Origin of the sequence: Poseidonocella sedimentorum (genome assembly GCF_900116005.1) — a bacterium.
GTDB classification, from domain to species: Bacteria; Pseudomonadota; Alphaproteobacteria; order Rhodobacterales; family Rhodobacteraceae; genus Poseidonocella; species Poseidonocella sedimentorum.
The window spans coordinates 35,063-48,662 of record NZ_FOYI01000018.1; the positions used below are offsets into that span (position 1 = coordinate 35,063).

The following is a 13,600-nucleotide window of genomic DNA, read 5'->3' on the forward strand; positions in this document are numbered from 1 at the left end:
CATGCAAGTTATCCTTCTCGAACGCGTCGCCAAGCTTGGCCAGATGGGCGAAGTGGTTGACGTCAAATCCGGCTACGCGCGCAATTTCCTGCTGCCGCAAGGCAAGGCTCTGACCGCGAGCGACGCCAACATCGCGCAGTTTGAATCGCAAAAGGCTCAGCTCGAAGCGACCAACCTGGAAACCAGGGCCGAAGCCGAGAAACTCGGCGCTGAGCTCGACGGCAAGCAGTTCATCGTGATTCGCCAAGCGTCCGACGCGGGCTATCTCTACGGCTCCGTGACCACGCGGGACGCCGCCGATGCGGCCACCGCCGACGGCTTCACCGTTGATCGCAAGCAGGTCGTCCTGTCCCGCCCGATCAAGGAACTCGGCCTGCATGACGTGAGCGTCACGCTGCACCCCGAGGTCGAGGTCACGATCCAGCTCAACGTCGCGCGCTCCCCTGAGGAAGCCGAGTTGCAAGCCTCCGGCAAGTCCATCCAGGAGCTCGCTGCCGAAGAGGAAGCCGCTGCGGATTACGAGATCGCCGAGCTTTTCGACGATATCGGCGCAGCCGCCTCCGACGACGACGATCTGGCCGAAGTGGTCGAGACGCCCGAAGACAAGGCCGCCGAGGACGAAACCCACGGCTGAGCCGGTCTGGCATTGCGAAAATCGGGGCCGCGCGGGAAACTCGCGCGGCCCTTTTCATTGAGGGAACCCCGCCCGCTTGCGCGCCCCGGATGCGCGGATTAGAAGCGGCGCGAGCAGGCATCAAGGAGAGCGGACATGGGTTTCAGGATGGGCATCGTCGGGCTTCCCAACGTGGGCAAGTCGACCCTTTTCAACGCGCTGACCCGCACCGCCGCGGCTCAGGCCGCGAACTTTCCGTTCTGCACGATCGAGCCCAACGTGGGCGAGGTGGCTGTCCCGGATCCCCGGTTGGACCGGCTGGCGGAGATCGCCAAATCCAAGCAGGTCATCCCGACGCGGATGACCTTCGTTGACATCGCCGGGCTCGTGAAAGGGGCCTCCAAGGGCGAAGGGCTCGGCAACCAGTTTCTGGCCAATATCCGCGAGGTCGACGCGATTGCCCATGTGCTGCGCTGTTTCGAGGACGGCGATATTACCCATGTTGAAGGGCGCGTGGATCCAGTGGCCGATGCCGAGACCATCGAGACCGAACTCATGCTGGCCGATATCGAGAGCATCGAAAAGCGGCTTCAGAACATCGTGCGCAAGGTGCGCGGCGGCGACAAGGAGGCGGTCCAGCAGGAGCGGCTATTGCGGGCGGCGCTTGCCAAGCTCGAAGAGGGCGAGCCTGCGCGGATGGTCGAGGTTGATGAAGACGATGCCAAGGCCTGGAAGATGCTCCAGCTGCTGACAACGAAACCGGTGCTTTATGTGTGCAACGTGGCCGAGGAAGACGCGGCCCAAGGCAACGCGCATGCGGCCAAGGTGGCGGAGATGGCGGCGGCGCAGGGCAATGCGCATGTCATCATTTCGGCCCGGATCGAGGAGGAAATCAGCCAGCTCGACGCCGAGGAGGCCGCGATGTTCCTCGATGAGATGGGGCTGGAGGAGGCCGGTCTGGACCGTCTGATCAAGGCGGGCTACGGGCTCCTGAACCTCCAGACTTATTTCACCGTCGGCCCCAAGGAGGCGCGCGCCTGGACGATCCGCGAGGGCACGATGGCGCCCCAGGCCGCCGGCGTGATCCATGGGGATTTCGAGAAGGGGTTCATCCGCGCCGAGACCATCGCCTATGATGATTTCGTCGCGTCCGGGGGCGAGCAGGGGGCCAAGGAAGCGGGCAAGATGCGCGCCGAAGGCAAGAGCTACACCGTCGCCGACGGCGATGTGATGCATTTCCTGTTCAACACCTGATCAGCAGCTCGCTGTCCACGCCCAACGTCTCGGAGTCGGGGCCGACCCCCAATGATAGACCGGCGCGTAGCCGTCCTCCGTCAATTCGACATGGCCGCCGCAGACTTCCTGCGCGCGAGCACCGGGGGCGCATCGCCGAAGATCGGCACGCCATCGAGTTTGTCGCGTAAAGTCACAGGCTCCGAGACGGCCCTGGGCGGACGGGCCCCGATGACCGGTGGCGCGCCACCCAAGCGCTTTCGATCTGGAAAGTGAGGCGTCTTCTTGGGGGGGGATTCTCACTGCTGCCAAAGCGTGCGCGTCTCGCTCAGCCGATGCTGATGGTCCCCAGCCAATCCAGAAAGACACCCAACCGCCGGAGGCCCGAAACGCGCGTGAGGTAAAGCGCCGAGATGTCCAGCGGCTCCGCGTCGAGCTGACCGGCGAACAGCTCGACCAGACGCCCCGCTCGGAGATCCTCGGCGATCATGAAATCGGAAAAGCGGGCGATGCCGAGACCGCCCAGGACCATCTGGCGCACGGCCTCTCCGTTGCCCGCGGTCACGGCGGGCGGCACGGGGACGGGATCTGCCAGACCGGCGAAGCGCAGTGTGTTTATGTGGTCGGGCGCCGCAAAGCGCACTTGTTTCAGCTCAGCGAGATCGGCGGGCGTTTCTGGCCAGCCGGTGCGATCAAGGTAGGCCGGTGTGGCCACCAGTTTCCACGCGGTGCGCCCCAGCGGTCGGCGCAGCATCTCGCTGTCGGGAACGCGGCCCAGCCGAATGGCGACGTCGGCGTGACTGCCGATCAGGTCCACCAGCGCGTCGGTCATGTCGATGGACAACTGGATGTCGGGGTATTGCGCGTGGAACTCGGCCAGACGCGGGGCGAGCACATGCAGCACGTAAGGAACCGGTGCGTTGACCCGCAACGGACCGGCAGGGGCCTGTCCGCTGGTTGCAATTTCTTGCAGGGTTTCGCTGCGGTCCAGGATTTCGCGCGCTTCGGCCAGAACGGCGGCGCCCTCGGGGGTGATTTCGATGGACCGGGTGGTGCGGCGCAGCAGTGTGACCTTCAACTGCGCCTCCAGCCGCGTGACCGACCGGCTGAGCGTTGAAGCAGACACCCCCCTGCGCCGCGCGGATTCAGCAAAGCCGCCGTCATCGACGATCCCGACAAAGGCGGCCAGATCCCCCATGCGCAGCAATTCGTGCAGTTTTTGCAATGATCCATTCCGATATTGCCTGTTCTAGCAATAGATAGCGGCTGGCATATACGGCGTCGACATCAAATCATGGAGAGACCCGATGCCACTTGCCCTATGGGCGCTGACCATCAGCGCTTTCGCCGTCGGAACGACCGAGTTCGTCATCGTCGGCCTGCTACCCACCATCGCCGCCGATCTTGGTGTGTCCATCCCCTCCGCTGGCCTTCTGGTCAGCCTCTATGCGCTTGGCGTGACCATCGGCGCGCCGGTGCTGACGGCCATGGCCGATCGGGTGCCGCGCAAGACGCTGCTGCTGCTCTTGCTGGCACTGTTCACGCTCGGGAATGCTTATGCCGCCTTCGCGCCGGACTACGGCAGCCTTGTCGCGGCGCGCTTCATCACCGGCCTGGCGCATGGCGTGTTCTTCGCCATCGCCTCGACCATCGCCACCGATCTGGTGGAGCCCGAAAAGGAAAGCTCGGCCATCGCGCTGGTGTTCCTTGGTTTGACTGTCGCGCTGGTGACGGGTGTGCCCTTGGGGACGTTCATCGGCCAAAACTTTGGCTGGCAGTCAACTTTCCTTGGCGTTGTCGTGCTGGGTGTGATCGGCTTCATCGCTTCTGCCGTACTGGTGCCTGCCAATCTGACCAAGACCGCGTCAGCGGGGATCAAGGCGCAGTTGCAGGTGCTGACCTCGCCGCGCCTTTTGCTGGTCTATCTGATCACCGCTGTCGGCTATGGCGGCAACTTCATCGCCTTCACCTTCCTCGCGCCGATGCTGAACGAAGTCACGGGTCTGTCCGCAGGCGCGGTCAGCCTTGTGCTGTTGCTCTACGGGGCATCTGTCGCCGTGGGCAACATCGCGGGCGGCAAGCTGGCTGACCGGATCGGGGCTGTGGCGTCCCTGACGGTGATCTTTGCCGGCCTTGCGATATCACTGGTCGCCCTCGGCGCGTTCCTCACCAGCCCGATTGCAGCCATTGCGGTTGCGGCCTTCTGGGGCGGCTTTGCCTTCGCCAACGTGCCGCCGCTGCAATCCTACGTCGTGCAAATCGCGCGCGAAGTTTCGCCCGGTGCGGTGGATGTGGCGTCGGGCCTGAACATCGGGGCGTTCAACCTCGGCATCGCCGGTGGCGCTTGGGCCGGGGGGCTTGTGGTGGAGGGCATCGGCCTTGCCGCTGCGCCCTACATCGCTGCCGGAGTGGTCGGTGTCGGGATCGTTCTGGTGCGCCTGTCAGGCCGGCTGAACGGGGCAGTGCCCCAAGCCGTCGCGGCCGAATAACCTTGCTTGCCGCGCTGCATCCCGTGTGCGGCGCGGCAACCGTCGGTCCATCAGTGCGCAAGCAACGCGGCGCCCGAGCTCAGGACGGGCTTGTTCATCTGGTTTCGGGAAAGATGTGGGCCTGATTTGGATCGAAATCGAAATTGGTCGCGGCGCCCGGTGTCAGAATGCTGTCTTCGGCCAGGGCGGCGATGATCTTGCTGCCGTCGGCCAATGCCAAATCAATCACCGTCTCGCTCCCCAACCGTTCGCTCAGGATCACCGTGCCGTGCAGTTTTCCCGCGCCGCCCATTGCGGGATGCAGGTATTGCGGGCGCAGGCCCAGGGTGGCGGTTTGCCCCGCGGTGAAGGTGCGGCCTTTGTGGGGCACGTCGATCTGATCGAGCGAGGCGTTGCTGATCGTGACGGTCTCGTCGTTGACCGCATGCACGGTCACATCAAGGAAGTTCATCGACGGCGCGCCGAGAAAGCCGGCCACGAAGATATTGGCGGGTTCGTGATAGAGATCCATCGGCGCGCCGGCCTGCATGACCATGCCGTCTTTCAGCACCACGATCTTGTCGGCCAACGTCATGGCTTCGACCTGATCATGTGTGACGTAAATCATCGAGGCGCCCAGATCCTGATGCAGCTTGCCGATCTCCATGCGCATATCCATGCGAAGGGCGGCATCGAGGTTGGAGAGGGGCTCGTCAAACAAGAAGACCTTGGGGTCGCGTACAATGGCGCGGCCGATGGCAACCCGCTGACGCTGGCCGCCTGAAAGCTCGGAGGGCCGACGGTCAAGCAGGTGCTCCATCTGCAGGATGCGCGCGGCTTTGGCGACCGCTTCCTCCTTCTCCGCCTTGCTCGCCTTGTTGATGGTCAGCCCGAAGGCGACGTTTTCGCGAACGGTCATGTGCGGGAAGATGGCGTAGGACTGGAACACCATCGCGATGCCCCGCTTGGAGGGTTCGAGGTCATTGACCCGGACCCCGTCGATTTCGAGCGTGCCGGAGGTGACATCCTCCAGCCCGGCGATCATGCGCAGAAGGGTGGATTTTCCGCAGCCCGAGGGGCCCACGAAGACAACGAACTCGCCATCCGCGATCTCGATGTCGACGCCCTTGATGACGTCAACATTGCCATAGCTCTTGCGAATGTCGCGCAGTTTTACGGTCGCCATGATCTATTCCGCCGCTTTGAGGTAAGGGGTGATTTTGAGCAGCCGGTCGGAGGTGATTTCGACCGGTTGCGGGTCCATCACGTGGCCGACAAAGTCCGAGCCGTCGGGCCGATCGGCAAAGCCGAGGATGACCAGCCCGTCGCCGGTATCCACGATCCGGGCGGCGTAGCGGCGGCACGGCAGGTCGCCATCCAGAAAACCCGGCGCGATGCGCCATGGGCCACGGGGGCTGTCGCCGATCAGGTAGTGGTTGCCGGTCACGGGCTTGGTTTTCTCGGCCTGCTCTTTCGAGAAGTGTTCGGCGGCGGTGCAGAACAGGCAATACCACTGACCGCCGGCCGCGAACACCTGTGGCACTTCGAGCTGGCCAAAGCCGCCGGTGAACACCGGGGGCTCGAGGGTCCAGTCGTATCCGTCAGGCGAGGTGGCGAAGCCGATGTTGCCGCCTGCGTTGGGTTCCGCGATGCCGCTGGAGCGGGCCGTGAAAAACATCAGCCAACCCTCTCCCTCGGGGTCTTTCATCACCCAAGGGTCGCGCATGGCGCGGTCGTGCCATTGGCCGGTGTGGTCGGCTTCGTAGTGGTGGGCGTTCGGGCCCTCGAGGTCGAGGATCAGGCCATCTTCGCCCACCCGCGTCCAGTTGTGCATATCGGTCGAGGTGGCGTGGCCGATGCGCTGTTTCATGCCCTGTTCGGCCTTGCAACTGCCCGTGTAGTAGAGATGCCACAGCCCATCGTCGCCGCGCACGGTCGATCCTGTCCAGGTGGTGTAGTCGTCCCACGCAGGCCCGGCGGAGGGTTTGAACGTGGTGCCCAGATCGGTCCAGTTGGTCAAATCCGTGCTTATGGCGTGGCCGTAGCTGACATTGAAGTGGCGCAACTCGGGGTCGCCGATCGAGCGGGGCGCCTTGAGGTAGTAGCCGTGCCAGACGTCGCCGTCGTGGACGTACCAGCTATCCCAGACAAAGTGATCTTGAAGAGCGAGGACCATGGATCAGCCTTTCACACCGGTTGAGGCAATCGACGCGATGAACGCGCGTTGCAAGGCAAGATAGAAGGCCAGGACCGGCACCGTGATGATGGTCAGATAGGCCATGACTTCGCCCCATGCCGTGTTGAGCTGAAAGAAATATTGCAGCCCGACCATGACAGGGCGGTAGGTTTCCTCCTGCACCACGATCAGTGGCCAGAGGTATTGGTTGTACATGACGAGGAACTTCAGGATCGCGGCCGTGGCGATCACAGGGCCGGACAGGGGCATGACCACGCGGCGATAGATCTGCCACCATGAGGCCCCTTCGACGCGGCTGGCCTCGATCAGATCGCGCGGCAGGTCCTTGAAGAACTGGACGAACAGGAAGATCGTGAGCCCATCGGCAATCCACGGAATGATCTGGACGCGGTAGGAATTCAGCCATCCGACCGAGAGACCTTCAAGCCCGATCCATGGCAGTTTCGACACCAGGAGCAGCAAGGGGATCGCGATGGTTTCGAACGGGATGATCAGCGTGGCGATGATGATCGACAACAGGGTGTTGCGCCCCTTCCATTCCAGGAACGCGAAGGAGAAGGCCGCCAGGGAACAGATCAGCAGCGAGAGCAGAACCGTGACGCCTGTCACCAGGACGGAATTGAACACGAACAGCCCGATTGGCGCGCGCTCGAACGCGGCGCTGTAGTTGTCGGTGCTGATATCTCCCACGGGCAGGAACGCCCGGATGCTCGAGGCGTCGCGCAGCAGTTGAAGGTCAGGCTTGAAGCTGGACACGACCATGAAGACGAGCGGAAAGACGAAGATCAACGCGATCAGCGTCAGCACGACATAGCGGGTCACAAGGCGCAGGCCATGGTTGTCCGATGAAATGGCGGCCATCTTATTTCTCCCGCGTGAGGTAGCGTTGGATCAGGCTGATGGTCAGCACGAGCAGAAACAGAATGACCGAAATGGCGGCGCCGCCCGAGATGTCCTGCTTGCCGTAGCCGCGCTCGACCGCCTGGAAGACGACCGTGGTGGTGCTGTCGAGCGGGCCGCCGTTGGTCATCACATCGATCTGCGCGAAAAGGGCGAAGGCCTGCATGGTGATGACGATCAAGACCAGAACGGCGGTGTTGCGCAGACCGGGCCAGGTAACATAGCGGAAGGTCTGCCATTTCGACGCGCCTTCGATCGCGGAGGCCTCGTAGAGGGTCGGCGAGATGGTTTGCAGGCCCGACAGCCAGATCACCATGTGAAAGCCAACCGCTTGCCAGATCGACATCGCCTTGATCGCGCCAAGGGCGGTGTCGGGGTCGCCCAACCAGTCGCGCCCTTCGAACATCCCGAAGCTGAGCCCATGTAGAATGCTGTTGAGGAGGCCTTCTTCCGCGTAGAGAAACCGCCACAACAGCGAGACGACGACAATGGAGACAACGACCGGCATGAAATAGATCGCGCGGTAGATATTGATCGCGCGCAGTCGCTGGTTGATGAGCAAGGCGAGCCCGAGGGCAAGCGCGCCTTGCACGGGGGCGACGACCAGCACGAACATCAGGGTGTTGCGCAGGGATTTCCAGAAGACGACATCCCTGGCCACGACAACCTTTGCCGTATCGCCGGAGTGCCATCGGAACCATTCGCGCATGCCCGCATATTGCGGATAGTCGGGGTTGTTGCGGGTAAAGGTGCGGACGCGGGGATATTCCGGTGCGCCGGTCTCATCGCGCACGATCTCGCCCGCCGCGTTCACCTCGGGCTCGATGGATAGAACGCGAATGCCGAGAAGGTTGCGGTAGTTGTCCAGGCCCACGAATTCAGTGGGATTGGGCGAGATCAGACGCTGGTTGGTGAGCGACAGAAAGAAGGCGAAAAAGAAGGGCACCACGATGAACATCGCCAGAAGGCCGAAACCCGGCAGGGCGAAGGCCCAGCCTGCGCGGTTTGATGTCGTGAGTTTGGATGCCATTGTCTTGCTCCTTCGGAGGGGCGTTCCGGGGGCGGCGCGAATGCCGCCCCCGGACGAGGGAGGTGCTTAGTGCCCGTAGCCGCCGTTGCGCTCGATGTCGGTGTTGATCTCGTCAACGGCCGCATCCAGCGTGTCAGCGACGTCTGCGCCATTGGCGATGTCGGCCAGCGCCTTTTCGAACACCTTGGCCGCAACCACGTAGCCGGGCGAAACCGGACGCACGAGGGCCTGAGCCTCCGAAAGGCCGAAGAAGGGCTCAAGCGCGCCGCCCGGGGCGTAGTTCGTGGTCATCGCGGCGGCTTCGGTGGTTGATGGGATCAGGCCGATGCCGTCGGAGAAGGCGGCGAGATATTCGTCCTGAAGGGCGTGTTCGACAAAGGCGGCTACGCCGTCGGGGTGCTCGCACGTGCCGGATGCGCCGAACTGCCAGGACCCTGCACCGATGACAGGGCCGTTGCCGAAGTCAGGGGCGGGTAGGAAGACCACGTCATCCACGCCGCCATCCAGCGTGGCGACACCCGCCCAGTTGCCATTCCAGGAGAAGGCATATTTGCCGTCGATGAACCCGGTGTCGCGTGTGGCGGGATCCTGGCTGACAGGCGCGTAGCCTTCGGTGAAGAGGGATTGCCACCAGTCGCCAAACGCAATCGCCGCATCGCCGTTGAGCGCGCCCTCGGCGGTCTGGTAGGTGGAGCGGTCCACGATGTCGCCGCCGAAGGATTGCAGGAACGGGCTGAAGGCATATGGATACCATTCGCCGGTCCATGCCATGCCGGGATCAAAGGCGAACTCGTAGTCACCCGACGCCTTGGCGGCCTCAAGCGCGCCCATGAATTCCTCCGTGTCCCAAGGCGCATCAAGCGTCGGTGTGCGCAGGCCGAGGGCGTCGAGCGTGGACTGGCGGGCATAGAGCGCGACAGCGGCTTCCCACAGACCGACAGAATAGACCTCGCCGGCCCAACGGCCGATGGTGCTGTCCAGATGGCCATCAAGCGCGGCGTCCGAGATCGGCAGTGGCTGCATGTAGCCCGCCCATGCCCAGTTCGGCATGACGGGGCCATCCACATCCAGGATACAGGGCAGGTTGCCGGCCAGAGCTGCGGCCACGACGGAGTCGTTGTAGCTGCCTTGCGGGAAGCTTTCGACCGAGACCATCCAATCGGACTGTGCCGCGTTGAAGTCCGTGACGATGCTGTCCAGAAGATCGCTTTCGACCTCGTTGCCGCCGCCGTGGTACCACATGGTCAATTCGGTCTGTGCCGCCGCCATGCCGACGATACTGGTCGATGCGACGAGCGCACCTGCAAGCGTTGTTGAAAGGTTCATTTGGTCGTCCTCCCTACTGACGAAAATTTGGTGATCGGAGTCGGCAAGTCCTTGACGGAATTGCCGTGGGTGACGGGCCCGCTGACCTGAATGGGGGCAGCAGGTGCGTCGGTCGTACCGTTGATCATGCCCAACAACAGATCCGTCGCGCGGATGCCGATCGCGGCATAGGGCAGTTCGGCGGATGTCAGTGTCGGGTAGAGCGTCTGGGTGATGAGTTTGTGGTTGTCATAGCCCGCGACGGACAGATCGTCGGGCAGCGACACGCCGCGACTGCGCAGGATGCCATAGGCGCGCAGGGCCATGCGATCATTGCCAAAACAGATCAAGCTGGGCGGCTCGGGCAGGGACAACACGCGGTCGATCGCATCCCACAGCAGTTGCACTTCGGCGTCGCTGTCGGGGGTGTCCACATCGGCGGGAATCAGCAGCGCGGGATCAAAATCGATCCCTGCACCAGCCAAGGCGTCGCGGTATCCCTGCGTGCGGTGCTTTGTCGCTTCGAGGCGCGCGCTCAGGGACAGGTAGGCGATGCGTCGGTGCCCCTTGGAGATCAGGCTGTTCACAAGGTCAAACTGCCCGCGATAGTCGTTTGGAATGACAGCGGGCGTGCCGATGTCGTCATAGCAGTTCGCCAGCACCAGCTTGGTGGAGTTGGAAACGGCGGGCAGGGACACTTTCCGGTGATGGTCGGCGACATAGATGATGCCTTCGACCCGGTGTTCTTCGAAAGTGCGGATAAGTTGCGCGACGCGGTCGGTTTGGCCGCCGGTGTCGGCGATCAGCAGCGTCTTGCCGCTGGCCTCCATCGCTTTCTGGATACCCTGCACGATGAACAGGTCCGGCAGGCCGGACACGTCCACGCGGCTGGGCGACAACGAGATCGCGCCGGTGATCAGCCCCACCAGCCCCGACTTGTTGGAGCGCATCGCGCGCGCCGCCGTCGAGGGCACATAGCCAAGTTCTGCGATGGCCTTGTCGACCGCGTCTTTGGTGGAGCTTTTGACTGCGCCGTCGCGGTTTATCACGCGGCTCACGGTTTTCGGAGACACGCCGGAGGCGCGCGCAACATCATAGATCGTCGCCATCCGAGAATCCTCCCAAACCTCCGAAGGCAGCCCCTTAGAATCGGTTTCGCCGCCAATGACACCGATGTCATGACACCGATGTCAACGCCGTGTCAACACCCAGATGGATAGGGCAGGGCACGTCGGGGGCGGTACTGCCCCCGAGCCGCTGTTGGGCGAGGCCGCATCAGGCCATTGGCCCTAGGTGTTCGTGCCGCGTTTCGGCAGTCTCTCCCTGCCTAATGCGCCCGGAGCTTGAGCCGTTCGCCGCAGGTGCATTGTCCAATTCCAGCCGAGCAGCAAAACCGCGGATTGAAGTGGCCGTTCGCGGAACCTGCGCCAATGGTCACTTCGTTCGTCAGACAACAAGTTTTCTTCGCGCAAGCGCTTCAAACCAAATTTCGCTCAATCAAGCTTTGCGCTGTTGCGATGTAACTGTCAGCGAGCCGGATGGGTGCGCGACCCAGCAAGGCGCGGCCGGGTGCTTCGTCCAAAATCGGATTGTAGCCCAGTTCTTTGACGCTTCCGCGCACGTCTGCATCTACCAGAGCGTAAAGCCGGATAAACCAGTCAGGCGCTTGAAATCTTGGCATCTTTTTGCTGTAGGCAGGGAAAGCCTTTTTCAAACATGTCGCTATCTGCATGATCGAATAGACTTCGAAGCTGGCAATCGTGCGTACGCCGGCTGCGGCGGGCGCGGTCAAGGCCGCAACATGCATACGCGCCAAGTCACGCACGTCGACCGAATGCATGTAAAGGTGCGGCGCGATTGGGACTTCACCGCGCAACAAGCGCTGAAACAACGCACCTGACGTTCCCGGATCAGAATCAAGGAGCGGCCCCACGATAAAGGCTGGATTGATCACCGCCAGCTCTGTCTTGGTTGTCCCCGGCTTGAGAATGTCCCAAGCTTTCTTTTCGGCACGTATTTTGCTTTCCACATAGGCATTCACATGCCCGTCGGGATCAGCCCAATCAGTTCCGTCCAAATGCGTTGGCCCAGCTCGGCCCCGCCCCGGTACAATTGCCGCAATCGATGACGTCAAGACAACCCGCGCCACGCCTGCGTCACGGGCGGCGGTCAAGGCCCGCCTCGTGCCATCCACAGCCGGATTGATCAACGCCGCTTTGTCCTTCGGCATCGATGTGACGAACGGGGACGCTGCGTGTACCAGATAATCTACTCCAGCGCAGGCCTCAGCCCAGCCCTCGTCCTTGGTCAGGTCAAGTTCGACAAATTCCAGGTTACTGACGTCGCCCCCAGCCTCTGCGATGGCTTTCGCGGTCTCCGCGCCGCGTGAAGGCGTCCGCAAACTTCCGCGTACCTTATATCCGGCGCGCAGCAACGCCACCGCCAGATGACCGCCAAGAAAACCTGTGACGCCTGTAAGCAAAACCGTCTTCATTGCCATCTCCAAAATATTACGTAACTTACATTAATCGTTCAGTTCGTAAAATCAAGCCTTCGAGCTTCACCTTTCAAGATTGACCTCAACACCGCGAAAAACGATGTTGAAGCCATGGACGATCAACGACAAAAACAGATACTGACCGCGGCAAGAGCACTCTTCTTCGAGCGCGGGCTCCGCGCGACCACGATGGAGGCAATCTCTGAGGCAGCAGGTATCGCCAAGCCGACCTTGTACGCTCGATACAAAGATAAAAATGCGGTATTTCAAGCTGTTGTGGTGTCTGTCCTGGACGAGCTACGCGCTTTGATGGACGCTGAATTTTCGAAACCAGGCAGCACCGAGGATCGGCTAACCGCAGCTTTGGTTGCCAAGTACAGCGCTGTATTCGATATGCTGCAATCGCCCCATGCCGCCCAGATGATGGAAGACAAGGGCATTTATGCGGGCCATGCTTTTGAAATGCTGAACACGGATGTCGCAAGGCGCATCGAGCGCATGACTGCCGAAGCAGATTACGACAACCCGAGCGCCCTTACGCGCCTCATTCTGTCATGCGCGTCCGGCATTCAAAAACATGCACGCACCCGGACTGACCTTGCCCACGACCTCAAAACCGTTGTGCATGCGCTCTTGACAACGTGGAAATACCACTAACGGTCCGTCAGTATCGACGTTACCACCGCATGAATACGACAGATAATTTGCGAAAACTTCCGTTGTTTGGTGAGCGCAGCATCGGTCACATCGGGCGCTCCCTCCTCCTTCGCCGCGCGGTTCAGGAGTGGCAGTTTCGGAAGCGCCGCCGTTCGTTGCGTAGCTCGCCAACCGGTAAGGTGAGCCACCCCCCGAAAATCGGACAGTGACGGAAGCTACAATCTGACGTCTGCTGGTCTCCAAGAACGAGGAGATCAGAACATGTCGAAACGCAGGAACCATGATGCGGGCTTTAAGGCTCGCGTGGCGCTGGAGGCCGTGAAGGGCGAGCGCACTGTGTCGGAACTGGCCGCAGAATTTGGCGTGCATTCGACGATGATCCACCAATGGAAGAAGGCGTTGCTTGAGGGGGCTTGGGACATCTTCGAGCGTGGCAGCAAGAAGAAGGCCGAGCTCGACGAGGAGACAGTGCGATCGCTGCACGCCAAGATCGGAGAGCTGGCCGTCGCCAACGATTTTTTGTCACGAAAGCTCAAGCCCTGGACCGGCAAGCGAGGCGCGGGATGATCGAACGCCACCACCCCACGCTGTCGATAGGGGTGCAATGCCGCCTGCTGTCGATCTCGCGGTCGTCGTTCTACTACGCGCCGCAGGGCGAGACCGAGATGAACCTCGCCCTGATGCGGTTGATCGACAAGCC

13 protein-coding genes are annotated in these 13,600 nt (G+C 62.1%); 5 read left to right on the plus strand and 8 right to left on the minus strand.

Going from position 1 to position 13,600, the window contains the following annotated elements; all coding sequences use genetic code 11:
* The first annotated feature begins 1 nt into the window (after position 1).
* Both rplI and ychF read left to right on the plus strand, forming a co-directional pair.
* Complete coding sequence (gene rplI / locus BM353_RS16000; RefSeq protein ID WP_092082667.1) at positions 2-634, plus strand: 50S ribosomal protein L9; 633 nt, start codon at positions 2-4, stop codon at positions 632-634.
* Positions 635-769: 135 nt separating this feature from the next.
* Positions 770-1,867, plus strand: a complete 1,098-nt coding sequence (gene ychF, locus BM353_RS16005; protein ID WP_092082669.1) for a redox-regulated ATPase YchF — start codon at positions 770-772, stop codon at positions 1,865-1,867.
* 307 nt (positions 1,868-2,174) lie between these two features.
* On the opposite strand, the gene BM353_RS16010 is transcribed toward ychF, so the two are convergent.
* Positions 2,175-3,071, minus strand: coding sequence for a LysR family transcriptional regulator (locus tag BM353_RS16010; RefSeq protein WP_092082671.1), 897 nt, complete (start codon positions 3,069-3,071; stop codon positions 2,175-2,177).
* 82 nt (positions 3,072-3,153) lie between these two features.
* Here BM353_RS16010 and BM353_RS16015 point away from each other — a divergent pair, with 82 nt between their 5' ends.
* A complete protein-coding gene (locus BM353_RS16015; RefSeq protein WP_092082673.1) occupies positions 3,154-4,335 on the plus strand; it encodes an MFS transporter in 1,182 nt (393 codons plus the stop codon).
* Positions 4,336-4,429: 94 nt separating this feature from the next.
* On the opposite strand, the gene BM353_RS16020 is transcribed toward BM353_RS16015, so the two are convergent.
* From BM353_RS16020 to BM353_RS16050, 7 genes are all read right to left on the minus strand, one after another.
* Positions 4,430-5,500: an ABC transporter ATP-binding protein gene (locus BM353_RS16020; protein ID WP_092082675.1), complete on the minus strand. Its 1,071-nt coding sequence runs from the start codon at positions 5,498-5,500 to the stop codon at positions 4,430-4,432.
* Between the two features lie 3 nt (positions 5,501-5,503).
* The gene (locus BM353_RS16025; protein ID WP_092082677.1) at positions 5,504-6,490 is read right to left on the minus strand and encodes a glycoside hydrolase family protein; all 987 of its coding nucleotides are present in this window, start codon (positions 6,488-6,490) and stop codon (positions 5,504-5,506) included.
* 3 nt (positions 6,491-6,493) lie between these two features.
* Positions 6,494-7,372 (minus strand): carbohydrate ABC transporter permease, encoded by an 879-nt coding sequence (locus BM353_RS16030; protein ID WP_092082679.1) that lies wholly within the window; start codon positions 7,370-7,372, stop codon positions 6,494-6,496.
* A gap of 1 nt (position 7,373) precedes the next feature.
* Positions 7,374-8,441 (minus strand): carbohydrate ABC transporter permease, encoded by a 1,068-nt coding sequence (locus BM353_RS16035; protein WP_092082681.1) that lies wholly within the window; start codon positions 8,439-8,441, stop codon positions 7,374-7,376.
* Between the two features lie 66 nt (positions 8,442-8,507).
* A complete protein-coding gene (locus tag BM353_RS16040; protein ID WP_092082683.1) occupies positions 8,508-9,767 on the minus strand; it encodes a sugar ABC transporter substrate-binding protein in 1,260 nt (419 codons plus the stop codon).
* Complete coding sequence (locus BM353_RS16045) at positions 9,764-10,855, minus strand: LacI family DNA-binding transcriptional regulator (protein WP_092082685.1); 1,092 nt, start codon at positions 10,853-10,855, stop codon at positions 9,764-9,766. The genes BM353_RS16040 and BM353_RS16045 overlap by 4 nt, the downstream gene beginning before the upstream one ends.
* A gap of 368 nt (positions 10,856-11,223) precedes the next feature.
* On the minus strand, positions 11,224-12,240 hold the full coding sequence (locus BM353_RS16050; RefSeq protein WP_218155493.1) for an NAD-dependent epimerase/dehydratase family protein: 1,017 nt from the start codon (positions 12,238-12,240) through the stop codon (positions 11,224-11,226).
* A 114-nt stretch (positions 12,241-12,354) separates the two neighbouring features.
* On the opposite strand from BM353_RS16050, the gene BM353_RS16055 reads away from it, so the two are divergent.
* Positions 12,355-12,900, plus strand: a complete 546-nt coding sequence (locus BM353_RS16055) for a TetR/AcrR family transcriptional regulator (protein WP_092082689.1) — start codon at positions 12,355-12,357, stop codon at positions 12,898-12,900.
* Positions 12,901-13,161: 261 nt separating this feature from the next.
* Complete coding sequence (locus BM353_RS16060) at positions 13,162-13,467, plus strand: transposase (protein ID WP_092082691.1); 306 nt, start codon at positions 13,162-13,164, stop codon at positions 13,465-13,467.
* The last annotated feature ends 133 nt before the right edge of the window (positions 13,468-13,600 follow it).